This is a genomic window from Alicyclobacillus sp. ALC3 (genome assembly GCF_028751195.1).
Classification (GTDB): domain Bacteria; phylum Bacillota; class Bacilli; order Alicyclobacillales; family Alicyclobacillaceae; genus Alicyclobacillus_L.
Genome location: NZ_CP066784.1, coordinates 3,419,337 through 3,444,620, shown reverse-complemented (window position 1 = coordinate 3,444,620; position 25,284 = coordinate 3,419,337). Strand labels below are relative to the sequence as shown.

Below are 25,284 nucleotides of genomic sequence, written 5' to 3'. Positions count from 1 at the left end.
GGCACGCCGCACTAAGGGTGATGAACGGGAGGTAACCTAACCAGGAAACCTCCCGTTTTCACGTTGCGAGTGTAAATACTTCACGTAAATACCGGGTACCTTACTGCGCGAACACACTACTCACAATGTTTGGAGGAGACTACATGCCACTGCGCGCGCATGAAGCGTACGAACTGAATCACCTGCTAATGGGGTGTGTCAACACGCTCAACAACATGGGCGTCTTTCTGCATCAAGTGAAGGACCCTGAGTTGAAGGCGTTGCTGGAGAAACAACTTGACGCCCACATCCAGGACTACAATGTGAAGGTACAGTGGGCCAAGCAGGGGTCGTCTACCGAGAAACTGAACGTCCCGGCCGTGCCGACAAAATCAGCCGGAACACCGAAGCCACCGACTGCCGTCTCTCCCAACCCGAATGGGACCACGCATGACGACCGCGGCATTGCGACAGCATACCTGCTTGGCCTGAAGGCAAATGGAAAAGAGTACGCTTCCGCCTCTTTTGAAGCGGACGACATTCAGTTGCGTGAGTTTCTCATCGACGCGTTCACCATGTGCAACCGTCATGCGTACGAGATCGCAGGGTGGATGCGCAAAAACGGGTACTACCCGGGCGAACAGGCGAGCAGTGCTTACCTTGAATCCCTCGCCCATACGTACGATCCCGCTCCTGTCCCCGCCCACGTCCAGTAACCGCGTTAGCTGTCCTAGCCACCGGAGCGGGAAACAACTCACGCCTCCCGGCGGCCTTTGCTCCTCCCGCCGGAAGTTGAGCCGTTCGCAAATCCTCCATGGCCGCTCAATCCACCTACAACTTCTCTCGGCACTGCCACAGCCACGTAGCAAACAAGATTGCCACGACCAGCGCGTAAATTAAAACCAGGATACCGAGCATCACGATGATTCCGGAAAATTGCAGCAACCCTAGCACCGTTACCACGCCTGAGCCGACCTGCAGAATCACGTACAGCTTCCACCGCACCATGGCTTGCTCTGCGAGCACATCGTGAAGCGAAGCGAGAGCAATGTCAGCGATTCCTCGGCAAATGTTGTAGACGACAAAAAACATGACGATCCAAGAAATCGTCCCGGCAGCCCACAACAGCGGACTGCCTGCAGCGAACGTGAAGTGAACTCCGCTTGGTTGCACGGCTTTGTGCAGATTGGGGATCGACAGAACCATCATTGGGAAACACAAGACATAGACAGTCTGAAAGCGGGGATGGGATTGGCGAAGTTGGTTTGCGCCAACCGCGAGGAGGATATATCCGACGACGTCTGGCAAAAGGTTGATGCCCTGCAGATAGAAGTTGACGAGCAAAAAGATAAAGGCCCAGAACATCCACGTGAATGCCGAGCGATTCGACATTGTAGCCCTCCCTGGCACAGGTTGCGCCTCTCTTCATGTCTTCATCGTATTCCAAACACTCCTATTGATTTCCTCCCTCAGCCAGCACGTGAACCATGAAGACTAGTCAATTGGTGTCTTTCGCTGTGGCGTATTTGGGTCGATACTTTCCTTAGGAACAGACGACTTCCGTCGCAAGGAGGAGTCTCTATGATGTACGGTTGGGGCGGTTTCCCTGGTGGCTGGATGATGCATGGGTTCGGCGCAGTCGGGATTGTTGCGCTAGTCATTAACCTTCTGTGGATCGCGATCGTCATATTCGGGATATACCTGCTCATTCGCGCACTGTCGAGGCGGTCGTTTTCCGCACGTCTCACGCATCATCGCGAGGGTGAGGAGTATCGCATTTTGCGACAGAGGTACGCACGCGGTGAAATTGACGCACAGGAGTATCAACGCATCCTGGATGAACTGATGAAGGCTCAGCCCTGAGCGTTGCCAGGTATCTGCGATCGAATGGCGTACGGGTTCGGAAAGTGCAGGTGAAATCCGCTCGCGATCATGTGAATGACTACATTGAGGCAGATCCAGATGATGGCGTTCAGCACAACCGTCCTGAGAAGCAGATTCTGGGCATTCACCTTGAGTGCCCATGGGTCGACAAAGGACTGTTCTTCCACGAGCGGAGTGTACAGCGGTCGAAAGACACTGCGGGACCACTGCAGGAACAAAAAGCCGATGAACCCTACACTAATTATTTTGATGGGGACAGAGTCCGGCAGACGAAGGGCGGTCACGATTCCCAGCGTGAAGGTCACCCACTGGCGGACGACTCCACGTTGGCGAAGGCTGCGAATCATGACGAGCCACGTCACCGGACGCATCGGTCGACGTGTCCAGTACCGTTCGATCATCCGTACCAGCCACTGCGTCGGCGCACGTCGACGCCAGAGCACCTGTGCCACGTCGTCTTGCGCCATGCGGTTAAACACTCGGTGAATTCGGAAGCTAAACAGCGGGTCCCACGCCTGCCTAGGACCGACCACTGACAACACGACCATCCAAACGACGAACGCCAGCACCATCAGCCCGATGGCTGCTTGAGGTCTTCCACTCCACATCCAGGCTGTTCCAATCAGGAGTGGTAGCGAGACTGTCACGTTGACCGCCGCCCGCCACAATCCTCCCCACCACTGGTCGCGACGCTGCAGCCACAACGCGGTAGGCACGCGCATGGTGCTGAGCATCAGCGCGGCACAGACAACATACGCCAACCAGGCGAGCGGAGCGAGGTGGAGTGCACGCGCGAGCGGTTCAGTCGCCGCGAATACAATCACAGCGCCGCCGAGATGAAAGGCTGCGCCTTCCAACCAGACAACCGCCAAGAGCGTCCGTTGGCGCAGGGGAGACAGCATCACAAACAGTCTATCCCCATAGTTCAACGAAAACGTCACCTTACCGTAGGAGACTAGATGCAAAAGGAACGCCGTGATTACCATCCCGACTATCACGCCAGCGTGCAACAAGGCTATCGCAGTCGAGTTCGATTGCAACCCTGGAATCCACTGCCCGACGTAGTACACTTTCGTCTCGTAGATGAGCAGTGCGAGGCCAGGAAGATAAAAATACAGCACCGTGACGAAATCGAGAGTCAGGCGAATGATGCTCCACCATGTCTTCAACTGGATGCGAACACGCCGTAGCGACCAGACGAACAGCACGGACGCTGTCATCACAGCACCCCACCACTGCGCGCAAGCAACAGGTCTACGAAAAGGTCTTCAAGGTTGGTGAAGGCGAGACCGTGATCGGCCGCCAAATCATTTGCCGTTCCCGCTGCAAAGACTTCTCCATCGGCAAGAAACACAAACCGATCGCACATTTTCTCGGCAGAGTCGAGGACATGTGTGGACAGCAAAATGGTTGCTCCGGCACCCCGAGCTTGTTGAATGTACTGTTTCAGCATCCGGATTGCGACAACGTCGAGTCCGATGAACGGTTCGTCGATAATCAGGAAATCAAATGGAAAGAGGAAAGCGGACACGACCATCAGCTTCTGCAATGTGCCTTTGGAGCACTGGTGAGCAAACTTGTTCAGGTGCGGGCCGAGTTGAAAGTGGTCGATGAGCTGTTCGAGTCGACGCTCCTGCTCTTCGCCACCTGCCTGCTGCCACAGCCGCATCTTCCAGTCGATGTGTTCCGCGAGTGTGAGGTCAGAGTAGTAGAGCGGTTGCTCAGGGATGTAGGCGATGCGCCGTTTGAACTCAACGGGCCGCTCCTCGCTAGCCGTGAAGGATGTGTTCCCCATGCGGATGGCGCCGCGATCGACCGGTAGCAGTCCCAAAATGCCGCCAATCGTGCTGCTCTTGCCTGAGCCATTAGGGCCGATGAGGCCGACAGTTTCACCCGCAGAGATGGAAAACGACACATTGCGGACGACTTCCTGACCACCCCGGCGCACATGCAGCTCGGATACTTCTACCAGCGACTGTGCGTCGCTAAACATCCAATGATCTGCCAAATCTCTCACCCTGTCTTACTGTACCACGAAGTGGCAACTGGAGGGTGCTGTTTACGTCCCTCAACGGTAAAATAGGGTAAAACGATTTGAGAGAGGAAGCCTTGTCATTGATTCGAGATGTGCCACAAGCTGACCAACGTTCAGTACAAGAGATGCAGAAACTCCTCGACGTGCTGCCGTCTTCGCACAAGAAGCGCGCACTCATAGAGTCGGACCTATTTAAGATGCTGAGCGGAGAATCTGGAGAAAAAAGTGTCGCGTATCAGCTCGACTTCTGGTTCCGAAACGCACCCGACGTCGCTGTAGCGAACAACGTACGTCTCGAGTTTAATGATCGCTCTGCGCAAATCGATCACATCGTCGCTGTTCCAGCGGGTCTATTGGTACTCGAGAGTAAGTCACTACCTGACCAGGTACATATCGATGAAGACGGCAATTGGTACCGAGTCAAGCGTCACAAGCATGGCGAAGAGCTTCAACGTGAGGGGATGTTTAGCCCTGTTGAGCAAAACCGCAGACACATGGCCGTGCTAGAAGACATACTGAGTGCACAAAATTTTGCACCAAAGCCAAAGTTGGCGAGTGTTATCGTGTTCCCGAATCCGAAGGTAGTCATTACAGGTGTGAAGCCGGCAGGTGCCACACTTGCCCGCATTGATACCTTACAGGCGTTAATCGAACGCTCGCGGTCAAGGTCGGACGCCGATTCCGCTGTAGATGCTTCCCATTTACTAGACGTTCTCCTGTCGTTTCACCGCCCCATTACGATCGATGTCTACGAACGTTATCATATTGACCCAACCGAAACGAAACCGATGAACGAGCGTGTCCTGGTCGACCCCGCCACTGAGGCCTACATATGTGCTTTTTGCAGTACGCAGATGGCGGTACAGAAGACGCGCCACGGTATTGCGTGGGGATGTGGGAGGTATCCGCAGTGCAAAAACATGGTGCCGGCGTCCATCGTTGCGCAGGTCGGAAACGACTTCGTAGCTCGATACAACAAGGAGCACTTCTGGACTTCGCGCGCACGGCGTTGCCCGAATTGTGGCGGGAAGATGGTGGAGAAACGTGGAAGAAGTGGTCGCTATGTAGAGTGTGCCAACACCTCAGTCTGCAAATACAAAGAAGCGGCGCGTTAGACCGACTGTAGTTCGGCCAAAGGGCCGGACTACCAACCTGGGCAGAGTGACCGGAAAACCAGGGTGACTCTGCCCGATGCAGCCGGAACATCCAGAAGTAAACAAAACATCGACTCAGTGCACGGCGTATGTCCACGTCTGACCGCCGTTAGTGGTGCGGAGCAGCGATCCCAAGACCGTGATCATCCAACCGTCTTGGCCATTGACAAAATCGATCGTCGAAGCGTTCAGGTAGTGGCCAAAGTCAATGTTGTGCCAGCGGCTGCCGCCGTTTGTTGTGATAAAGAAGCTGCGTCCGTTCTGACCGGGAACAACGGCTACCTGAGCGTTCGCCACATCGAACCACCCGGCAGACTCTGCTTGAATGAGCGTCTTGACCGTCGGTGCTATCGGCAGTCGCGCGAGAGCGGTCAAGTACAACTGCATCTGTGCAGGGGTGTTCAAATTGGAAGGTGCGTTCAGCGCGTGCCAAGTCTGACCGCCATCCACCGTCACTTCCGTGTTTTGGCCGTAACTGTTGACCACTCCATATTTCCCACCGGGCAGAAACACAATGGAGTCGTACGGGTTTTGCTGTGCCGCCGGGAGCAGTACGGTCCAGCTTTGCCCACCGTTTGCCGTCTGATAGACGGTGCCGTCTGCACCGATAGCGTAACCGCGCGTTTCGGAGATGAAACTAATCGGCGAATTACCGAGTGTAACCGGTGTGCTTGGCGAGTTCTGTGGCAGGGATCCGACTTGCCACCATGTCCGTCCGCCATCCGCCGACTTCAGCACCGCACTCGCGTTGCCTGGCACGCCAAGGCCGTAACCGACGTTCGCGTTCAGAAACGAGACACCTTCGACAGGGTGCGGGTGAACCATCGGGTACACCTCACGCCACGTCTGACCGCCGTCTGTGGTGCGCAACAGGAATGACCCTCCAGACACGGTGTTATCGAGCATCCAGCCGTCGTTCAACGACACGAACGAAACACTGGTCGGCATGCTCATCCCGTTTTGCACCGTCGGGTATGTGTTCCATGAGGCACCGCCGTTGCCGGTCGAGCTGACTTGACCTGATCCCATACCGCAAGCCTCACAGACTCCCGTCACCACAGCTTGGTTCGCGTTTAGCGCGACCATTGGGCCAGCTGATGATCCCGGTCCCTTCGGCGCCTCCGTCGCCCCATCTGGAGCTGGCCCTGCCCCCGCCGTACTGACTCCTTGTACGGGTTTCCACGTTGCTCCGTCTGTGGTGCGGAAGACTGAGTACGAAGTCTGACTCATTCCGGATCCGCCGATCACGAGCGCCCAGGCAGCGTGGTTGCCTACGGCTTGCACGAGCGGTCTGCCTGGGTACTGCCCACCTGGATGAAACACGGTACTCCAGTGGGCACCGCCGTCGACGCTGCGGTCGATATCACCGTTCGTCAAGCCAATCCACCCGGTTGACGCACTCCCGAATGATACGGACTGAACTCCGCCGGCAGGCGCCGACACCTTGTTCCAGTTCGCACCACCATCTGACGTCATCCAGAGCGTACCCCCATCCACGTTACCGGTGATCGCAAAGCCTTCGGACGACGTCGGAAAATCGACCTGCTGGATGGCTGCGCCTGCCGGTGGCAGAGATTCACGAGTCCACTTGGCACCGCCATTCGTGCTGCGGACAATGGCGTGATCGGCCCAAGCGACAATGGTCTGCTTCGAACCCGGACTTGCCGCCAGCCCGGTAAAGTCGATATTCGCTCGGTAGGCTGTCTGAAAGTACTGACCGCCGTTCGTGGTCTTCAAAATGATCCCGCGCCCGGCGAGGAATCCAACACTTCCCGACGTAAACTGTACGGTCTGCAGACCAGCGCCGTACGGCTGCCCACTGGTAGTCGCTCCGACAGTCGAGGTCATGCGTGCTGAACTGGCTTGAATTCCCGTGATCACGGACTGCACATCTGCACTGGTCCCCGACGTGGAACTGCCGAATATACCTGAACCTTGCCCGGTCGTATTCCCAACACTGACCGCGTTAGTCGCATTGCCAATGACGATGCTAGTCGTTTGTCCCGACGAGTTATTTGCAGTTCCCGCGTTCGCCGTGTTCCCTGCAGACGCCTGATTCCCCGTGTTGTTTTGGGTGCCAGCCTGAGTCGCCGTGGCCGCGCTGCACCCTGTCAGTAACAGCGCCACCGCGCCAAACATCATCGCTGTTGAGCCGAATTTCTGAAGTCGTCGTCTTGGTCTCAACGCACTCACCAGCCTTCTCTACAACTGTACGTCTGTGGAGTAGACGGAGTGGTTGTCGACAACGTGTCACGGGCAGCCCGAGACCCGCCGTTTATTTGCTTCAGATGAGCGGGTAGTGGGATTCATAACGCAGGTGCGCGAAGTCGAAGTCGGAGAGTAGCAAGGTTGCAGGTTAGCGGGCCTTGGGGCAAGCACCGGGATCGCCCAAGTGTCATAGGTTGCCGCAAAGCACTTGGGTAGGAGGTCGTCTCGGTGGGTGAAAGCAAGGACAGTCAGCACAGCCTGCATGGTTCGGAGCACACTCCGGTTGATTCCAAACACGGCCCGCTCGGTTCGGAGCACACTCCGGTTGATTCCAAACACGGCCCGCTCGGTTCGGAGCACACTCCACTCGACTCGGAGCACACTCCGGTTGCTCCGGTCCATACCCTGCAGGACCGGTTTGCGGAGCGGCTCGTCAGATCGTCATATCCGCTCTATCCTTATCACGGGAGCGTGACCCGGTACCAAGATGTTTCCATCAAGGTACCTGAACAACGCCAATTCCAGCAGCCTGGCCATGAAGCGATCACGGTCCCCCGCCCCTTGGTCGAGCATTCGAACTACAAGGGCAGCGGCGGGGCGGCGGGCGGCGCGGCGGCGGGATCAACCGGATCCGCGAAGGAAGCAATGTGGGTAAAGAAACACGCGCAGGGAACGGCAGTCAGGTAATGAATCCTCCAGATATGTCGATTTCGATCACTTAGCTCCGCCTCTCTGCCCGCCATGTGTCGATTTCGATCACTTAGCCGACTCTCGCACCCTCACATGTGTCGATTTCGATCACTTAGCCGACCCTCGCCACCCGCCATGTGTCGATTTCGATCACTTAGCGCCGCCTCGCCACCCGCCATGTGTCGATTTCGATCACTTAGCGCCGCCTCGCCACCCGCCATGTGTCGATTTCGATCACTTAGCCGACTCTCGCCACCCGCCATGTGTCGATTTCGATCACTTAGCCGACTCTCGCACCCGCCATGTGTCGATTTCGATCACTTAGCCGACTCTCCCCACCCGCCATGTGTCGATTTCGATCACTTAGCCGACTCTCCCCACCCGCCATATGTCGATTTCGATCACTTAGCCGACTCTCGCACCCGCCATGTGTCGATTTCGATCACTTAGCCGACTCTCGCCACCCGCCATGTGTCGATTTCGATCACTTAGCCGACCCTCGCCACCCGCCATATGTCGATTTCGATCACTTAGCCGACCCTCGCCACCCGCCATGTGTCGATTTCGATCACTTAGCGCCGCCTCGCCACCCGCCATGTGTCGATTTCGATCACTTAGCCGACTCTCGCCACCCGCGCCGCCCGCGCCGCCCGAGCCGCCCGAGCTAACCACTTCACAACCTCACGTTGGCGCGGGAGGGATGCATCCGGTACGAACTAATCCGCCGCGTTGTTCCACTCGCAACTTCAAGCCACCCTTCATCCACCAGACGTTTCAAGTGGGCAGATGCCGCATGTGCACCCAGATGACACAGCGTCATAACATCCCGTACCGTAATCGGCCGCCCTACGCCATATGCAAAGCGCAGAATCTCCCGCTCGACTGCTCTTTCGTCCTGCAGGTCCAGCGTGGGTTCCGCAGTGAGGCGCCCGATCAGTTGCTGAATCATCTGTAGGCAAGCGCGCGGATGCTCTTTCACGTCTTGATATGCAAATCGGAGCAAGTTCCAACGGTCGATGATTAAGTGATTCTGGCGCCTGAGGTGGTCAGCAAACTGCTCCTGAGAAATGTCGCGCAAGTGAGAACTGATTCCGTCGATCTCGATCGCGATCCGCCACGGCTCGTGGATATACGCAAAGTCGATGTACCTCTTGCCATCTTTGTAGTCGCGAACCGCATACTCCGGGTAGAGATTCGCGAAGCTCTGAAAACCCGGCCACCACACCCACTGCAGAAACATCCTCTCCGCGTGCTGACGGTCCTTGTCTGCCATCTCCTCCGCTCGCTTGTGCCCTAGCGCAGTCTGGTGCTCCAGCAACTCCCGGTACGCCTGTTCGAAGTCCATCTCGCTCCGCCCCTCCAACTCTTGCTTTAATGACTTGACTTAGGATCGCGTCCCTACAGTCACACCGTAGTGTGGCTACGATACGTTGTCGATGAGGGACAGGAGATTTCGCATGTGCTTACGATGACCTAAACTCGGCGGATCACGAAAAGCCCCCGACCAACCAGCCGGGGGCAGAGTCTATCACTCTATCAAATTGTTACGATCGCGGCAGCGACCCTCGCCTTACGTATGCCCCGCTCCAGGCACCTATGCTCGCGACACCTATGCTCGCCTCACCGATCTGCTGCACCTATGCTCGCCGCAGTTCTACACCTACACCACCGCTTTTACTCATTCAGCAGCTTCAAGAACTCCCGCATGAACCCAGGCAAGTCAGGCCACGCGTGCCCGGACACCAGGTTCCCATCCACATGCAGCGTCTCGCTGATGTAGCGTGCGCCCATCGCCTCGACGCTCGGGCTGCACGCGATGTACGCCGTCATTTCACGGCCTTGCAGAACATCGCGGACCGTCTCGAGCACTTGGGCGGCGTGGCAAATCGCGCCAACGGGCTTGCCCGTTTCAAAGAAGTGGCGAAGAATGCCCGGGAGCGCCTTGTTCAAGCGAATGTACTCCGGAGCGCGACCGCCGGGAATAATCAGTCCGTCGTAGTCGGCCGGATTGACCTCTTCGAAGGAGGTCTGTGCCTGAATCAAATAGCCTGGCTTCTCCGTGTACGTTTCCCAGCCTTCAACGAAGTCGTGTACGACAGTGTGCAGGGTCTTGGTTGTGGGTGCGGCAATCACGGCTTCGACATCGGCCTCTAGCAACCGGAAGTAAGGGTAGTAGACTTCAAGCGCTTCGACTGCGTCACCAGTGACAATCAGAACCTTTTTACCCATCTTGCTCCCTCCAACCATCCTGAGATTACGTACCTCACGCTCCCCTTCATTCTATGTCAAAATCTTCGGTAACACGATAGATATCCAATTCGGCGCGCGAAAAAATGCGTCTCCGTCCCGATCCAACCGAACGCATGGGGTATGATAGGGACAGCACGGTTGCTTGCTTTGACGCATAGGAGGCTCACTATGAACGACGACGCAAACTCCCAGCATCACGAGTCGACAACTCACGATTACTCTAATGATCACGGACCTAAATGCCATCCCCAACAGCAGACGCCGAACTCCCGCCAGACCCCCGGCGCCATCCAGCCTTCCGGCGCCATCCAGGCCCCGCACGCCCGCTATGCGCGGCAGACTCTGTTTCGCCCAATCGGGCGTGACGGACAACTGCGCCTCGGACAGTCGCGCGTTGCTATTGTAGGCATTGGCGCGCTAGGCACAGTCCTTGCCACGCAACTGGTACGCGCAGGCGTCGGCTTTGTGCGGCTCATCGATCGGGATATCGTCGAGGTGACGAATCTACAGCGCCAGTCTCTGTTTGACGAAATAGATGCGCAGAGCGGCGTGGCGAAAGCCGAGGCGGCGGCAGCGACATTGCGGCAGGCGAACGGGGAAGTGACCATCGAAGCGCAGGTGACGGACCTCACGTGGAGAAACGCGGAGGAGTTGCTCTCCGACGCAGATGTCATTCTTGATGGCACCGACAACTTTGAGGTACGCTACCTGATTAACGATGTAGCCGTCAAGCACGGTATTGCATGGGCGTACGGTGGTGCAGTCAGCTCTTACGGATCAGCGGCGTTCATCCGCCCAGGACATACGCCGTGTCTGGTCTGCCTGTTTGGTGAAGGCGCTAACGGTGGCCATGACACTTGTGACACAGTCGGAGTAATCGCGCCCGTAGTCTCAGTCGTCGCGTCCATTCAAGTGGCTGAAACACTAAAGTACCTGACAGGCAACCTTGACGCGCTTAGTAACGTGATGATACTCGTTGACCTCTGGCGCAACGACTTTTCACAGATGGCCTTCGGGTCGCCAAATGCGAGTTGCCCCTGCTGCGGCGAACACACATTCCACGCTCTAGAGTCCCGGACGGACGGCCTGACTGTCTCCTTGTGCGGACGGCAGACAATTCAAGTTCGGCCCGCTGTGAGCAACTCGGTCAACTTGAGCCAAGTGGCTGCAAACCTTGCGAAACACGGCAGTGTCCGGCAAAACGCCTCTCTCTTGCGGTGTGACTTCGGGCAGTTTCAGATCACGCTGTTCGCCGACGGTCGCGCCTTACTGCACGGCATCGAGGACCCTCACGAAGCGCGCGCGATCTACGCTCGCTACATCGGGATGTAGGCTTACAGCACCGGTTTTTGCCCGGCCACGACGGTGTTTTTTCGGAGCTGCGACGCTCTGCGCGAGCCGCTGCGCACTTTGTGACCAGCGCGTTTTCGCTGGGCCTTCGACCGATACATACGCTCGTCGGCGATGGCGCGGGATTCGTCGAAACCCGCACTGTGACTTTCCAACATGATTGTGCCAAACGACACAAATGGCAGCGTTTCTCGCAGTTGTGCAGTCAGGTTCGCTTCCAGAGCCTCTGGCGCACCGCCGCTTGAAACGACGAAGATAAACTCGTCTCCACCCCACCGCGCGCACATTCCCTGCCCAGCAACGATTGTGCTAAGCTTTGCGGCAATGTCCTGTAGCATCTGATCACCAATCCAGTGCCCCTGTGTATCGTTGATGTGCTTGAACTGGTCCACGTCGAGAATCCCAAGGCAAATAGCTTGTCCGCTGTACATGCACGCTTCGCGCCATTCGTCCCATCGCGCCATGAACCCGCGGCGGTTCGGCAACCCGGTAAGCGGGTCGGACAGACTCGACAGTTCAGCCTGTTCGCGATCCACAATCAGACTCAACACAATCGACAGTTGCTGTACGCCGAGCCGGATAATCCTATTCTCCCGCGCGATGTTCGCAGGCAGTTCCTTGCGTGCCAGAATGACAGCACCTGCGACCCGCTCGTGAGCCTGGATTGGCCACACACCCGCGCAGGTCACACCAATCTGCGCCATATACGGTTGCCAACTCTCCGGAAAGTCTGTTGCCGGGCTCCACACCCCAAGGCGAAGCACGTGGGGCAGACGCTGAAACCACTGTCCGGTGCGGACCCTCTGCTCCAATTCCTCGTCTTGACCTCGGGTGACGCCATAGGCATCGTAGACTCGCACAAACAAGTCGTCACCGTCATTTTCCACATACAAAAAGAAGCCGCCGTCTGCACGAAACAAAGTTTCCAGCACAGGCGCCGCCTTGTGTAACAAATCGACCGCATTTACAGCGTCGATCCATGCCATCGAACTCAGAATCAATTGCTCGACCCGATTCATAGAAACCACCTTGCAGATAGAATTGCATGATCCAGACAAATATGCAAGTGTAAATACACGTTTTCTTCCACCCGGCAGAAAGCCCTCTCAAGAACGTTTCGAATAGCATCCTGAAAGAATGCCTAAAAACGGGTGCGCCACGTTTCGGCGCACCCGTTTTCCTTTCCCCATGTCCGCATCAGATGTACCGCATGGTGAGGCCAGGGTAGTACAAATTTAAGATGTTCAGGTGTGACATCAGCGCAACTGCCCCCCAATACTGCGATCCCCACTGCGCCATTCTCTGTGATCCGACAAACGCCCAGTTTGGACTGTTCGGTATACCTGCCCGATAGTCGAGTTGCTGGATGACACCAGACGGTGGCACGAAGACTTCTCTCCATGTGGACCTCGTGGCAGCATTTGTGACGGTCGTACCACTTAAGTACTTGTACTCTTGGAAGTTCGTCGTGTTGTCAACATCAAAGGTAAATCCGGCAATCGTAACTGGGTGCAGAGTGTGATACCAGGCAAACATCTTGATCGCCACAGCCCCTGCACGCAAGGCTTCCGGTGACCAGGACGGCATCCACTCGTTAGGCAACACATCGTCGCAGTACTCCTCGAAGCCTACCGTCTGCACCCACAGAATCGGCCCGCGAGGATTGTTGCCTTCACGGATGGCTACATGAATCAAGGACGGCAGGGACGTGTTGTACACTGTCTGCGTCTGAGCTGCAGCCGAGCGCGCAGGGTACACTGTGACAACTAGCGCCGTCGCAGCCGCGCCCAGGACAGTGGCAAGGCGAACGCTGAGCGATGCAGGTTTTTGACGGCTCATTGCGGAGAACCGCCTTCACCCTGGCCTGCCTGCCCTGCGTGCCCTGCTTGGCCTGAGCTCGATTGACCAGTGTGGACGTGTGTCTCGCCCGTCGGACCGGGCCCTTGCTCTCCGCGCGTCATTCGCGGCTCTAGACCAGGTCCCCACGGAGCGTATCCGTACTCCCCATGAACCGGCGGTTGGCGCTTTAAGCCCAGTTTGTTCGCATACGTGTCAATCAGCACCCGAACGTCCTGTCTGTGCAGGTTCCCCAGTGTCGCCAGGGGTTCATTGCGGGCCCCAGGTGTGATCGGATTCAAAATGACAGGCTGCACGGCGTGCGGAAGCACCGGGATCGTAAAGATGACCTGCTCATTGTATCCGGTGGCGACGACAATGGCAGCCACCGTACCCATCCGACGAACGGAAGCGAAACGGCCGTCCACCTGAATGGGTACCGGCGCCCCCCATTCACCGGTCGCGTCCGTTAGGCCGGTCGTGACGATGTCACCGTCGGGATCGAGTACAATCACCCGGGCACCAGACACTCGCTTTCCACTCGGCGAGCCCACCCGAAAGAGTACAGTTTCAAACTGTCCTGCGCCGGCTTTTGGCTGCGTAGCGTTACCCTGCGCTGTAGTGCCTGATGGCGCTCCAGGCTGCGTGCTGTTTCCATATGTTCCGGGCTGTGGCACTGATGAGACTGGCGTCGACAAAGTCTGTGCTGCTGACACGGATCGAATCGTCGCGGCCACAGCCGACGTCGCGGGGTTGCCGCACACAGCAGCACAAGTGAACAAGACAGCAGCATAAGTGATGCGCCTGTGACCCACTCCGCGCCCTTTGCAACGGGTCAGCACGCGATCGAATAGTCCCTGCAAATGCTACCCCCCCAAGCAGATCATGGTTTTCTCTGCCCCATAGCGTGACCCGCTTGGCGCAAACTCATGCCGCCGTGGAGGAAAGTTCTGCGATTTGTACGGAGCGTTCACAGGGCGCTCAGTTCAGCGTGTGCTCCGTCAAGGTTCAGGTACGCGCGTTCAGTTCGTCGGCACGTTCGCGTGCGGGTGCAGGACTCTCGCGACGTCCTCAACAGCCCGGTAGATGTACTGAGATACGCTGCCAAGGTCGGCTCCAGACAAGATGTACACCCGGTGGTTCTTGATCGCGTTGACTGACTGTAGGGCCGGGTCACTCAGCAACTTTTGCTTAAATGCGGCATCATCTGTGGTGTCAATAATCACATCCGGGTTCAGTTTGACGACTTCTTCTGTGGTGATCGCAGACCAGCCATTTAGCTTTGCCGCCGCGTTTACACCGCCCGCGTCCGTGATGATGTTTTGAATCGTCGTGCCATTACCGGCAGCGTAGCCATAGGAACCGTAGTCCAGCACAGTCGGCTTCGGTAACCCGCGAACGGCCTTTTGCACAGCGCCAATCTTGCGTTGCATCATCTGTACCATTTGTGCCGCCTTGGTCGGCTCGCCTACAAGCTTGCCAAGAATGTTGATGTTTTGCTCAATTTCGGACATTGAATTAAAGTTAGCAAACTCGTAGACGGGTGAACCCGCCTGCTCAATCTGCTGCACGACGCCCGACTGGTTGTAGCTGGCCATCAACACTAAATCTGGGTGAACAGCGATGACCTGTTCAGCAGACACAGCTCCCATCGACGGGATGCCCTTGACAAGTGATGCGACATTCGAAAAATTGGGCTGTGAAGCCTGTGCGGTCACAAGCGCAATGTCCTTCTTCGGGACTAAGCCCGTCAGAATTTCGTCTGTGCCTTCGGTCGTTGATGCGATGTGTACTGGCTGCTTTGGAATGGTCACGCTGTGGCCAACCTGGTCTTTCACTGTGAGTGGGTAGGAAACACTGCTCTGGCTGGCGCTAGTGGAATTGGTACTTGTGGCCGTGCTCGCAGTATTACCTGTGCTTTGCCCAGTTGCCCCAGTACCACAACCGACGACTGCCATAGTGCCTGCAAGGACTACAGCCGCGACCCATACTCTCTTCATGCCTCTGCCTCCCTGGTGGGCGTCTGTCCCAAAGGGACCGCCGCCCTTCTTAGTCGTTCCTTCTGCACTCCTCGCTCACGAAGAAGGGCCCTGTCGGGTGACAGGGTCCATGGCTCGCCGTATGTACAAACATACTAAACGGCTCCATACCCTTTCCTCGAAGGTGAGCTCAGATCCATTCAGGCAGGTCTCCTGGCTCTCAGCAGGTGTTGGCCGTTCCTTCCCACGACCAAGTCGCAGTGGAAATGGCACCCTAACGCTGATTACAGTGGCGGGACCGCACCGGATTCGCACCGGTTTCCCTATTCTCCCGGTTCGCTCTGAGGGACGTGACCTTGCGGTCAGTCCCTCAGAGCACCCAGGCACCCGAACGGATAAGATTCTGTTGAATACCCGCAGTCTAGGGTAGTCTGCGAGAGTTGTCAACTTCCATCACTAGGGTTGCTGTCGTTGTCAGGGATTGCGAAACACGGTAAGCAAACTCCGCCCTGGATTGAGCGTCAACGCGAGACTCTGGTCGATAAAGAAGCGCAGGCCAAATAGACCGTTCTCGCTCAAGCTAGGGTCGACCACACACGGGACATTGCGATAGATATGCCCGCCAAGGTTGAGTCGGCAGCTGGAGGTGTAGGCTGTAGCTTGACCACCTACGCCGCCAATCTGGACCGGTTGTAGAACCGGGAGGTTCAATTGCTTTGCAACCTTCGCGTTGAAAGTCAACTCAAAGGCACCAGTATCCAACACCATGTCTGGCACGCTCACCCCGTTGACAATGAGCGGAAATTGGAACGAATCGTACTGGACCGAGCCCTTGATTTGAGCAATGCGAGTGTACAAGAGGCTTCAACTCCTTTTGGCTGAGATCCATACATGTCCAACATACGGAATGCCAGTGCGGTCTGACCCGGCGGTTGTGTGGTCTGCATAACGCCCCCGTCCGTCGGACAGTGTACATCCGTAAGAAGTAACCAATTTGGGAGGCGTTCGATTTACATGGGTATGAACGGGATGAATTCAAGTGGATCACCAATGCAAGGCGGGAACATGTCGGGGTCGTCTACTCCAGAGTTTAGCGCACACGAACTGATTGTCATGAACGAGGCTCTCATGACGAAGTCGGCAAACGCAGATGTACTCTCTCACTTTGCTCAGGAAGTTCAGGATTCACAGTTGCGGCGCATTCTAGAAGAGCAGGCTCGCAACGCAAGCAATCACTACTTGCAAGGTGTACAAATCCTTCAGGGTCGCGGACACACGACATTCAATCGGCAATCATACACGGGGCAGATAAACGGAGAGCCTAAACTCGGGTTGCGCCAGCCTTCGATGCCTGCGCCGAATCCAAACGGACAGTCCCTCACTGACCGGTCAATTTCCGGTGTTGTATTAAACCTGCACAAACACGGTGCAGTCGCCTGGATGACGTTCGCACTCGAGTGTGCGGATACCGAACTCCGCAGTTTCCTCGTCAACGGCGCGCTGATGTGCGATCAGGCAGCTTATGACACGTTTATGTACATGAATCAGCGTGGCTACTATCAGGTGCCGACGCTCATGCAGAAGACGACAGACACGATGATCCACAGCTATCAAGCAAGCCCTGGCGTGATGATGCAATCAGGGATAGGCGGGCAAATGGGCTACAACTCAATGAGCCGCATATCTGCCACCAATAACATCAACCCGAACGATAGCAACCAAATCAATCATCTGGGCCCGCAATAGACAACGAGGGCTGCCCCTTTGGCATCTCCACGCCTTCTGGGGGCAGCCCGTTTCGTGTGTATCAGGGTGCGTGTGCGCTAGTCCGCCAGCGTGGCTATGCAACAACAGAGGAGAGTCTGCTTCCGGGCATTGCTACGGTGGGGTGCCCAGTGTTTCATCAGGGGGGTGACATCGCGGCCACCGTCACAGTGGTTGGCATCCTTGGCCACCTTGACACATCACCGTCGTCGACCGTGGTCACGCTTCTGAAGGATACATGCGCTGCCCTCTCGTCGGCACTTCCATAGGTGCGTTATAATCGAAGTGCAATTCTCAAAATTCATCGAAGGGAGCGGTCTGAGTGGCAATATCCTCGAGTTCCATCAACACCGGTACGATTTCCGCGGCATTTTTGGAGGAAGTTTCGAGCGCATTTCGCGAGTCCTCCATCAACCGCGCACGAATGAATGCGATTACGAAAAGTGGCATTGAAGGAGTTGCGACGAACCGCGACGCTCTCGTTCAGATGCAGTTCACGTTTTCCAACGAGATCGAAACGGGTCCCATCACGGACCAAAAGCAGAGCGGCCGTTGCTGGTTGTTTGCAGGCCTCAACACGCTGCGGACGGAGATCGCTCGCACCAACCACGTTAAGCCGTTCGAACTCTCCCAGACCTACCTGATGTTCTGGGACAAATTTGAGAAGGCGAACTACTTCCTCGAACGCGTCATAGATACGAAAGACGAGGCAACCGACAGCCGAATTGTCCAGTGGTTGCTGCAGGCCCCCCTGCAGGACGGCGGGCAGTGGGATATGTTTGTCAACTTGGTCGAGAAGTACGGCGTCGTGCCACAGTGGGTGATGCCAGAAACTTATCACAGCGGCCGGTCTCGGCAGATGAACGAACTGCTCACCCTGAAGTTGCGCCAAGCAGCCGCGCATCTGCGCGACAAGCACAATACAGGTGCAGCGCAGGACGACCTGCAGAGCTACAAGCAAAGTGTCCTCGCCGACTTTTACCGCATGTTGTGCTACTTCCTCGGCGAACCGCCGAAGTCGTTTGACTTTGAGTACCGCGACATCGACGGCATCTTCCACCGTGACACCGAGCTCACACCGCACGCCTTCGTGCAGAACTATGCAAAAGTCAACTTGACGGACTACGTCAGCGTCATCAATGCCCCGACAGCCGACAAACCGTTTGGGCGTACTTACACAGTACAGTACCTAGGTAACGTAGAAGGCGGTCGCCCGGTTCTGTACCTGAACGTGGATATCATTGCCTTCAAGCAACTGGCCCTTGCACAACTCCTCGAAGGCGAACCCGTGTGGTTTGGCTGCGACGTCGGTCAGATGCGTTCACGCGACGACGGAATCCTCGACACCGACCTTTACGACTACGAGAACGCGATCGATGCGTCGCTGCAGATGACAAAGGCGCAGCGGCTCGACTACGGTGAAAGTCTGATGACACACGCCATGGTTCTGACCGGCGTCAACCTGGCCGACGGTGCGCCGAACCGTTGGAAAGTGGAGAACAGTTGGGGTTCGAAACTCGGCAAAGACGGGTTTTTCGTGATGAGCGACCGCTGGTTTGACGAGTTCATGTATCAGATCGTCGTTCACCGCAAACACCTGCCTGAGAATCTACTGACTGCCCTGGAACAAGAACCAAAGAAACTCAACCCTTGGGACCCAATGGGGTCACTCGCGTAATTGGCTGGTCTCTAGGCCCAAACCATTCTCATCGGCGTCGGCAATTGCCGACGCCGATGTTGTCCGAATCCGCCCTTCATAAATGGAGAGGTCTACGGTGAAAGAGCATCTGCCGATTGAGCGAGAAGAGGACGTCTACATGGCCGTCGCAGTCGCCCGCCGTATGATGCTTGGCATGGCACTCGATGAGATGCAACAGCAAATGGTCCTCGTTAGCGTCGCCGAGCTCACGCGAAACGTCGTTGTGCACGCAAACGCATCAGGTGCTTTTACCTGCGAGATACTGCCAGGCGAAATTCAGGTCACCGTCACAGATGAAGGCCCAGGTTTTCCTGAGCTGCTGCAAGATGTTCTGAGAGGGGACGGGGTTTCATCTACTCGTGGACTCGGACTCGGTCTCGCAGGGGTACAGCGATTGATGGACACCTTTTCGATTCAGACGTCAGAAAAGGGGAGCAAAATTGTCGCAAGCAAACGGGAGTCACTGGGGCAAAACCAAACCGCTGGAACAAGAAATGCATAAGCTGACCAATCCCGCCTCCTCTGGCGTGGTACACCTCGCGCACATCGGGCAAGTGGCAGCGGGCATTGCACACGAAATTCGCAATCCCTTGACCGCCGTGAAGGGCTTTTTGCAACTGTTGCAAGAGGATGCTCCACATCCGTACGTCGATGTGGCACAAGCGGAGTTGGGCCGCGCGATCAACATTGTGCAAGAGCTACTGCAAGTGGCGAAACCGGATACCGTGAGTGAACCGTTCGAACCGGTCAGCCTATTTGAGGAACTGGAGTTTGCCCTCTACTTGTTCCAAAACCAGGCCTACCGCGTGCCCGTGGACAAGCAGTTCGCGGATACTGACTGCAAAATTTTCGGCAAACGCAATCAACTAAAAAAGACGTTCTTCAACTTGCTGAAAAACGCCTTTGAAGCCGTTCCGGCAGACGGGCACATTTCCTTGCGTCATCAGCGGGTGGGACATTCCATACAAGTAGTCATCGAAGACTCCGGCGTCGGCATGTCCAAGGAGACGTTGAACATGCTCGGTACGCCCTTTTTCTCCACCAAAGATGACGGAACCGGTATGGGCTTGGCGCAAGTCTACTCAGCCATGCACCAACACGGTGGAACGATTCAAGTCCAAAGCACACCCGGACGCGGCACGTCGTTCGTACTTGAGTTCCCAATGTCGGGTGTAGAAAACGTAGGAGGTACAACCATGGAGTTGGAATACCAATCCAATCAAACCTTCTGGCAGTTCTATGAGGCCAATCGCCAGGCATTTCAAAAATCAGTGAGCACCAACGCGACGACAGTCATCTCCTATCTGAACGGCCAAGACGCAGCGCTCGACGAATTGTTCAACACCATTGACGGACTGATTAAGCTCCTTATGGAGGGCAACGTCAATCAACTGATTGTCCTCGCCAAAAGTTCAGGCCGCATGGCCGGTAAAGAGGATTATCCCGCCGCGCTATTGTTTGAGCTCATCGAGTGCTCCCGGCAGACCCTCTGGGAGTTCCTCTACGAATACCACCGCCACGTAGCGATTACGACGGAGCAAGCGTTCCAACTCGAGCGCAGCATCAACAACCCCCTCGATCGTTACATAACGCACTACTTTGCAAGCTACTTCGAGTATCGCAACGATGTATTACAGTCGCACCGCGAAGCACTGGACGAGCTGTCTGTCCCCGTCATTCCGCTCGCGAAAAACGTCGCCATTCTGCCCCTTGTCGGAACAGTGGACACGCACCGTGCGAAGCAGATTCAGGAGAAGGCGTTGCGGCAAATCGCAGATTTGCGTCTTGAACACATCGTGATTGATGTGTCCGGCGTCGCCTTCCTCGATACCGCGGTTGTCAGTCACTTGTTCCGAATCATCGACGGGATCTCGTTGCTCGGCTGTGCGGCGACAATCACAGGCATTCGACCGGAGATCGCCAATACGATGATTACGATGGGCATTAGCCTCCATGGCAAAGTCACGACAAAAGCGACACTTCAGCAGGCACTTGAGACGCTCAACGTCTGAGTCCTGTGTCTACAAAAAATGGCGCCACCGTATGTCGTGGCGCCGCATCTTTATGTCTTACCCCAGTGTATTCCGGACGTGGCGTTCTCTGCCTCCAAACGGACTCAACTGAGAACGCCCATTGCTTCCTCTGATGTCTGGTACAATTCTTCAATCGACTTGTGCTTGGCTCGGGCCAACTTCTCCATTCGCAGTGATAGTTGCTTCGCCGTAAAAGCCATCACCTCTTGTGGCTGGACGTACATCGGGTCACTCGGGTCGCTGTCCGCCACCCCAACTTCGTTAATCGCCATCGCGTACGGGGCTAGTTCCGCCATGCGCTCCTGGACATAGTCGTACAGTGAAGGGTCTTCGGCGATCAATCGCTGCAGCAAAAATGTCCCGTACGCAATGTGACGCGACTCGTCTTTCTTCAGATACTCAATCCCTTGTATCAAACCCGGCATCTTCCCAAACTTGGCGAGGCTCTGATAAAACGACCAGTACCCGGTCTCGGCTAAGACACCTTCCACAAACATGTTGTAGATCACGGACGCGTCTGCGATCGCTCGCGGAGACGTATCGGTGATGAGGCGTCCCATTGCCTCCGGCAACAGCTCGTAGAACACCTTTTTATACGGTTCACTGTGAAAATGCGAAAGGTCTTCCTTGGCACCAACAGCATTCAGAAACAGTCGGAAAAACTCGGTGTGCTTTGACTCCTCAAACAAAAACGTGGTGAGGAACATTTCCTCTTCAATGCGGCCCTCTTTGGCCACCGCCATAATTAATGGTAGCAGATCGAGAGTGACCGCTTCCTCTCCAGCCTGGAACATCGACACCAGCCGCAACAGTCTCGTTTTTCCTTCTGGCGTAGTGTCTGCCCAGTCCTGTTGGTCTTGTGAGAAGTCGATGTCTTCGGGGTTCCAGATTCCAAGCTTCTTCGCCTTTTTGTACAACCGGTAAGGCAAAACGTCCATCCGCAAGCCACGCGTACTTGTCGTGATCACCGATTCCCGCATGCCCGTGCCCCTCCCGCGCCGCTTGGCGCATGGTATACCGACCAGTCGGTCGACATCACCCATCCCCCGATTTTGTTTGAATATTTGCTACACATGCCTACTGTATCACGAAATGCACAGACATAGAACCCGCCCGGCGACACTTCAGCACCTGCGACATCGCCGTCGCCGCCACCCGTTCACGCTTCTTTTAATTGGTAGGCTTTGGCGATCTCGGCGCCTACCTTTGCGTTGTGCTCGATCAACCGAATGTTAGCCGCCAAAGACTGTCCAGCCGTTTCTCGTTCTAGCGCTGACAGCAGAAAGGGGGTTACGTCCTTACCGCTGACTCCCTGCTCATCGGCCGCCGCGAGTGCCTGACGAATGGCTTCGCGAATGGAAGATTCGTCGAGCTCGTGCTCGGCAGGGATTGGATTGCCAACCAAAACGCCACCCTGCCAGCCGAGGTCCCATTTAACGCGCGCAATGTCTGCAACCTGCTCTGCCGAGTCAACCGGGGTCGGTGCTAGATAGCCACTGTCGCGCGTGTAAAATGCGGGAAAACGCGCGGTTTGATAGCCGAGGACAGGGACACCAAGGGTTTCGAGGACTTCGAGCGTAAGTCCAATATCGAGAATCGCCTTCGCTCCAGCACAGACGACAATGACATCGGTGTGAGCCAGCTCCGTCAAGTCGGCAGAAATGTCCATCGTCCGCTCAGCGCCGCGGTGGACGCCGCCGATGCCCCCTGTGACAAAAGTCCGTACACCTGCTAACCGAGCAGCCATCATCGTCGCCGCCACCGTCGTAGATGCCGTCTGACCCAGCGACAAGGCGGCTGGCAAATCGCGGCGACTGGCCTTAATTACGCCTGTCTGTTCGGCGAGCCACTCCAGCTCGTCCACAGACATACCGACGTGGATGGCGCCCTTGTACACGCCGATTGTCGCCGGCGTCGCTCCAGCCGTGCGTATCGTTTCCTCGACCAACCGCGCTGTCTCCACGTTCTGCGGATACGGCATCCCGTGAGTCACAATCGTTGTCTCGAGCGCCACAATCGGTCGCTTGTCGGCAAGCGCCTCCCGCACCTCATCAGTAAAAGTCAAGTAGTTCCTCTGCAAATTCATCACTGCCCTTCTCTCATTAAAACAGACGACTTGGAGGCCACAATCTGCGCCGCTAACGCTTGGCCGCGAACTGCCGCCTGTGCAATCGACTGTCCTCGAAGCATCGCGTCTATACAACCTGCGGTAAATGCATCCCCCGCACCTGTAACGTCTTCGACGTGAGCAGCCTGTGGGCGCACAAACACGGGCTTTTCGTCACCCGTGAGGTAGCACACGCCCTCGTCGCCGAGCGTTGCGACAACGTGCCGCACACCGCGACTATGCAAATCCTGAACTGCTGCAGCCACGTCCATTTGCGACTCGACAGTCATCCCTGTCATCGCCGCAAGTTCATCCCTGCTCGGTGTGACCAGCGTCAACCGTTGCAAGACCGGGAGCAGGTGGCGGGACTTTGACACCGAAACAGGGTCGGCGACCGTGACTGCTCCCACCTCCTCAGCCATGTCAATCGCCGCGCGCAGGGTTTCTGTCGACAAGTTTGCGTCAAGGCTGACAACGCCAGCCCCGACAAAGGCGTCGCTGACTTTTCGAAGCTGATCTGGAGTGAAGTGGTCAAGCACTGTCATATCGGACACTGCAACTTCGAGTTCACCGTGCCGGTTGATCACGGCGACGTACATGCCAGTACTTTGGCCTGCGAGTTCGACCAGATATGTCGTGTCCACGCCCACTTCCTCAAGCCTGCGTCGAATGAACTGCCCCGATTCGTCCGCGCCAAGCGGAGAGACCAGGCGCACCGTGGTACCGAGTACTGCGAGATTTTCGGCAATGTTGCGACCCACTCCGCCGGACGTCCGCCAAACAGTTCCTGGGTTGCTTGTCGAGAAAGCCGTCTCGTGCAAGATACGCGCTTTGACGTCGATGTTCGCGCCCCCAACTACAACGACATGTCGATGCATAAAGCACAATCCCCCCGCCTCACCCAGAGTCGTACATGGGGATTTTACCTCGCCACCGGAACCAAGTCCAAACGTACCCGCATGTTTCCGGCGTCGTTCGCGAACACTTGAATTTGTCGAATTTTATTACGCGCGCACCCCTATAGAAAGTTCGCGTACAGACTGCATTTGTGCTATTTTTAGCCTGGTTGATTCCATGAATCAACATCGTTTGCACGGGTCAGCAGTTGGGAGTCTGGGACGAGCTGTTGACAAGACAAAAGGGGGAAATCCTGTGAACACAAGAAAATGGGCAGTTGGACTGGGCGCCATGGTTGCACTGTCGACACTCGTAGTTGGATGTGGCGCCGCAACCAATAATAGCGCTGGCGGCACCAAGACAGCGAACGGAACGGGTGGCAACCCAAGCGGTACCACATTTAAAGTCGGACTTGTCACGGACACGGGTGGTTTGAACGACCACAGCTTCAACCACCTCGCTTACTTGGGCCTGCAAAAGGCTGAATCCCAGCTCGGTGTGAAGGGTGAAGTCGTACAGTCGCAAGCTGCTTCTGACTACGTACCTGAGTTGACCCGGTTCGCCCAAAACGGCGACAACTTGGTCATCGCGGTTGGCTTTTTGATGCAACAGGCGGTCCAACAGGTCTCCAAAGAATATCCAAACACGAAGTTTCTCATCATCGATGACCCAATCACTGGCCGTCCGAACGTCGTATCTGCCATCTTCGACACGCAACAGTGCGGTTACCTCGTCGGTGCAATGGCAGGACTGATGCAGAAGCAACACGGCATCAAGGGCATCAACGGACAGAACGTACTTGGTGTCATTGGTGGTCAGAATATCCCGCCTGTCACTTCCTACATCGCCGGCTTCTACCAGGGCGCGCAGAAAGTTGACCCGGGCGTAAAAATCATCCTCAACTACGCCAACAGCTTTACCGACCAGGCGACAGGTCAACAGTTGGCTAAAGACGAGATCGCGAAAGGTGCGGACATCATCTTCCCAGTTGCTGGCGGCACCGGTACTGGCTCGATCAACGCTGCCAAAGCAGCTGGCGTATACGCTATCGGTGTCGACGCCAACCAGAACTACCTGGCACCTCAGACTGTCATCACAAGCGCTCTTAAGGCTGTCGACACAGCGACCTACGACGTCATCAAAGAAGCCCAGCAGGGCCAGTTCAAGAGTGGTGTACAGACCTTTGACCTCTCGAACAACGGTGTCGGCATCGCGCCACCGACCAGCACTGTACCGCAGTCGATCGTACAGCAGGTCAACCAGTTGTCGAGCCAGATTAAGAGCGGTGCGATCACGGTTTCGCCGAACATCCCAACCGGCAAGTAAGACCTTGTAGTCCAACACGGGGGAAGACGGATGGGGTCGTCTTCCCCTTTTTGCACCGCGGTACATACAACCGCGAATTCTCGTTTCCCCGAG

The 25,284-nt window shown here is 56.3% G+C and carries 25 protein-coding genes and 1 riboswitch; of the genes, 11 read left to right on the top strand and 14 right to left on the bottom strand.

The genetic code is table 11. The annotated features are described in order from the left end of the window. Positions 1-143: 143 nt before the first annotated feature. The gene (locus tag JC200_RS15820; RefSeq protein WP_274432648.1) at positions 144-695 is read left to right on the top strand and encodes a spore coat protein; all 552 of its coding nucleotides are present in this window, start codon (positions 144-146) and stop codon (positions 693-695) included. A gap of 115 nt (positions 696-810) precedes the next feature. Here JC200_RS15820 and JC200_RS15815 read toward each other — a convergent pair whose 3' ends face one another. Continuing rightward, positions 811-1,371: a hypothetical protein gene (locus tag JC200_RS15815; protein WP_274432647.1), complete on the bottom strand. Its 561-nt coding sequence runs from the start codon at positions 1,369-1,371 to the stop codon at positions 811-813. Positions 1,372-1,560: 189 nt separating this feature from the next. Here JC200_RS15815 and JC200_RS15810 point away from each other — a divergent pair, with 189 nt between their 5' ends. Continuing rightward, positions 1,561-1,842, top strand: coding sequence for an SHOCT domain-containing protein (locus JC200_RS15810; protein WP_274432646.1), 282 nt, complete (start codon positions 1,561-1,563; stop codon positions 1,840-1,842). Here JC200_RS15810 and JC200_RS15805 read toward each other — a convergent pair. Together JC200_RS15805 and JC200_RS15800 are read right to left on the bottom strand one after the other, a co-directional pair. Continuing rightward, the gene (locus tag JC200_RS15805) at positions 1,833-3,083 is read right to left on the bottom strand and encodes a hypothetical protein (RefSeq protein ID WP_274432645.1); all 1,251 of its coding nucleotides are present in this window, start codon (positions 3,081-3,083) and stop codon (positions 1,833-1,835) included. The genes JC200_RS15810 and JC200_RS15805 overlap by 10 nt on opposite strands. Continuing rightward, positions 3,083-3,871 carry an ABC transporter ATP-binding protein gene (locus JC200_RS15800; RefSeq protein WP_274432644.1) on the bottom strand — a complete coding sequence of 263 codons (789 nt, stop codon included), beginning with the start codon at positions 3,869-3,871 and terminating at the stop codon, positions 3,083-3,085. Before JC200_RS15800 ends, JC200_RS15805 begins: the two co-directional genes overlap by 1 nt. A 101-nt stretch (positions 3,872-3,972) precedes the next feature. On the opposite strand from JC200_RS15800, the gene JC200_RS15795 reads away from it, so the two are divergent. Then, complete coding sequence (locus tag JC200_RS15795; RefSeq protein WP_274432643.1) at positions 3,973-5,013, top strand: NERD domain-containing protein; 1,041 nt, start codon at positions 3,973-3,975, stop codon at positions 5,011-5,013. A 114-nt stretch (positions 5,014-5,127) separates the two neighbouring features. Here the strand turns inward: JC200_RS15795 and JC200_RS15790 are convergent, their stop codons facing one another. Further along, positions 5,128-7,245: a WD40/YVTN/BNR-like repeat-containing protein gene (locus tag JC200_RS15790; RefSeq protein ID WP_274432642.1), complete on the bottom strand. Its 2,118-nt coding sequence runs from the start codon at positions 7,243-7,245 to the stop codon at positions 5,128-5,130. A 243-nt stretch (positions 7,246-7,488) separates the two neighbouring features. Here JC200_RS15790 and JC200_RS15785 point away from each other — a divergent pair, with 243 nt between their 5' ends. After that, a complete protein-coding gene (locus JC200_RS15785; protein ID WP_274432641.1) occupies positions 7,489-7,947 on the top strand; it encodes a hypothetical protein in 459 nt (152 codons plus the stop codon). A gap of 676 nt (positions 7,948-8,623) precedes the next feature. On the opposite strand, the gene JC200_RS15780 is transcribed toward JC200_RS15785, so the two are convergent. Beyond that, the gene (locus JC200_RS15780) at positions 8,624-9,295 is read right to left on the bottom strand and encodes a PDDEXK family nuclease (protein WP_274432640.1); all 672 of its coding nucleotides are present in this window, start codon (positions 9,293-9,295) and stop codon (positions 8,624-8,626) included. Positions 9,296-9,624: 329 nt separating this feature from the next. Then, positions 9,625-10,179: a DJ-1/PfpI family protein gene (locus tag JC200_RS15775; protein WP_274432639.1), complete on the bottom strand. Its 555-nt coding sequence runs from the start codon at positions 10,177-10,179 to the stop codon at positions 9,625-9,627. A gap of 189 nt (positions 10,180-10,368) precedes the next feature. Here JC200_RS15775 and JC200_RS15770 point away from each other — a divergent pair, with 189 nt between their 5' ends. Continuing rightward, positions 10,369-11,532, top strand: coding sequence for a ThiF family adenylyltransferase (locus tag JC200_RS15770; protein ID WP_274432638.1), 1,164 nt, complete (start codon positions 10,369-10,371; stop codon positions 11,530-11,532). Between the two features lie 2 nt (positions 11,533-11,534). Here JC200_RS15770 and JC200_RS15765 read toward each other — a convergent pair whose 3' ends face one another. The 5 genes from JC200_RS15765 to JC200_RS15745 all read right to left on the bottom strand — a co-directional run bounded on the left by JC200_RS15765 (position 11,535) and on the right by JC200_RS15745 (position 16,223). Beyond that, on the bottom strand, positions 11,535-12,569 hold the full coding sequence (locus JC200_RS15765; protein WP_274432637.1) for a GGDEF domain-containing protein: 1,035 nt from the start codon (positions 12,567-12,569) through the stop codon (positions 11,535-11,537). Positions 12,570-12,747: 178 nt separating this feature from the next. After that, complete coding sequence (locus JC200_RS15760) at positions 12,748-13,389, bottom strand: SpoIID/LytB domain-containing protein (protein WP_274432636.1); 642 nt, start codon at positions 13,387-13,389, stop codon at positions 12,748-12,750. After that, complete coding sequence (locus JC200_RS15755) at positions 13,386-14,249, bottom strand: hypothetical protein (RefSeq protein WP_274432635.1); 864 nt, start codon at positions 14,247-14,249, stop codon at positions 13,386-13,388. Before JC200_RS15755 ends, JC200_RS15760 begins: the two co-directional genes overlap by 4 nt. A gap of 159 nt (positions 14,250-14,408) precedes the next feature. Continuing rightward, positions 14,409-15,386 carry an ABC transporter substrate-binding protein gene (locus JC200_RS15750; RefSeq protein WP_274432634.1) on the bottom strand — a complete coding sequence of 326 codons (978 nt, stop codon included), beginning with the start codon at positions 15,384-15,386 and terminating at the stop codon, positions 14,409-14,411. 165 nt (positions 15,387-15,551) lie between these two features. Beyond that, a riboswitch (cobalamin riboswitch) is annotated at positions 15,552-15,734 on the bottom strand. 105 nt (positions 15,735-15,839) lie between these two features. Next, positions 15,840-16,223 (bottom strand): retropepsin-like aspartic protease, encoded by a 384-nt coding sequence (locus tag JC200_RS15745; RefSeq protein ID WP_274432633.1) that lies wholly within the window; start codon positions 16,221-16,223, stop codon positions 15,840-15,842. A gap of 156 nt (positions 16,224-16,379) precedes the next feature. On the opposite strand from JC200_RS15745, the gene JC200_RS15740 reads away from it, so the two are divergent. The 5 genes from JC200_RS15740 (at position 16,380) to JC200_RS15720 (ending at position 20,840) form a co-directional block, all read left to right on the top strand. Next, positions 16,380-17,111: a spore coat protein gene (locus JC200_RS15740; protein ID WP_274432632.1), complete on the top strand. Its 732-nt coding sequence runs from the start codon at positions 16,380-16,382 to the stop codon at positions 17,109-17,111. A 56-nt stretch (positions 17,112-17,167) separates the two neighbouring features. Continuing rightward, positions 17,168-17,398: an IclR family transcriptional regulator domain-containing protein gene (locus tag JC200_RS15735; protein ID WP_274432631.1), complete on the top strand. Its 231-nt coding sequence runs from the start codon at positions 17,168-17,170 to the stop codon at positions 17,396-17,398. 53 nt (positions 17,399-17,451) lie between these two features. Then, entirely contained in the window at positions 17,452-18,807 is a 1,356-nt protein-coding gene (locus JC200_RS15730; protein ID WP_274432630.1) for a C1 family peptidase, read from the top strand. Positions 18,808-18,904: 97 nt separating this feature from the next. Continuing rightward, positions 18,905-19,330: an ATP-binding protein gene (locus JC200_RS15725; protein WP_274432629.1), complete on the top strand. Its 426-nt coding sequence runs from the start codon at positions 18,905-18,907 to the stop codon at positions 19,328-19,330. Beyond that, the gene (locus tag JC200_RS15720; protein WP_274432628.1) at positions 19,269-20,840 is read left to right on the top strand and encodes an ATP-binding protein; all 1,572 of its coding nucleotides are present in this window, start codon (positions 19,269-19,271) and stop codon (positions 20,838-20,840) included. The genes JC200_RS15725 and JC200_RS15720 overlap by 62 nt, the downstream gene beginning before the upstream one ends. A gap of 104 nt (positions 20,841-20,944) precedes the next feature. On the opposite strand, the gene JC200_RS15715 is transcribed toward JC200_RS15720, so the two are convergent. The 3 genes from JC200_RS15715 to JC200_RS15705 all read right to left on the bottom strand — a co-directional run bounded on the left by JC200_RS15715 (position 20,945) and on the right by JC200_RS15705 (position 23,846). Next, complete coding sequence (locus tag JC200_RS15715) at positions 20,945-21,841, bottom strand: R2-like ligand-binding oxidase (protein ID WP_274432627.1); 897 nt, start codon at positions 21,839-21,841, stop codon at positions 20,945-20,947. 179 nt (positions 21,842-22,020) lie between these two features. After that, positions 22,021-22,947, bottom strand: coding sequence for a pseudouridine-5'-phosphate glycosidase (locus JC200_RS15710; protein ID WP_274432626.1), 927 nt, complete (start codon positions 22,945-22,947; stop codon positions 22,021-22,023). Next, complete coding sequence (locus JC200_RS15705) at positions 22,947-23,846, bottom strand: carbohydrate kinase family protein (RefSeq protein ID WP_274432625.1); 900 nt, start codon at positions 23,844-23,846, stop codon at positions 22,947-22,949. Before JC200_RS15705 ends, JC200_RS15710 begins: the two co-directional genes overlap by 1 nt. 274 nt (positions 23,847-24,120) lie before the next feature. Between JC200_RS15705 and JC200_RS15700 the strand changes: the two genes are divergently transcribed. Next, positions 24,121-25,191: a BMP family lipoprotein gene (locus JC200_RS15700; RefSeq protein ID WP_274432624.1), complete on the top strand. Its 1,071-nt coding sequence runs from the start codon at positions 24,121-24,123 to the stop codon at positions 25,189-25,191. Positions 25,192-25,284: the final 93 nt, after the last annotated feature.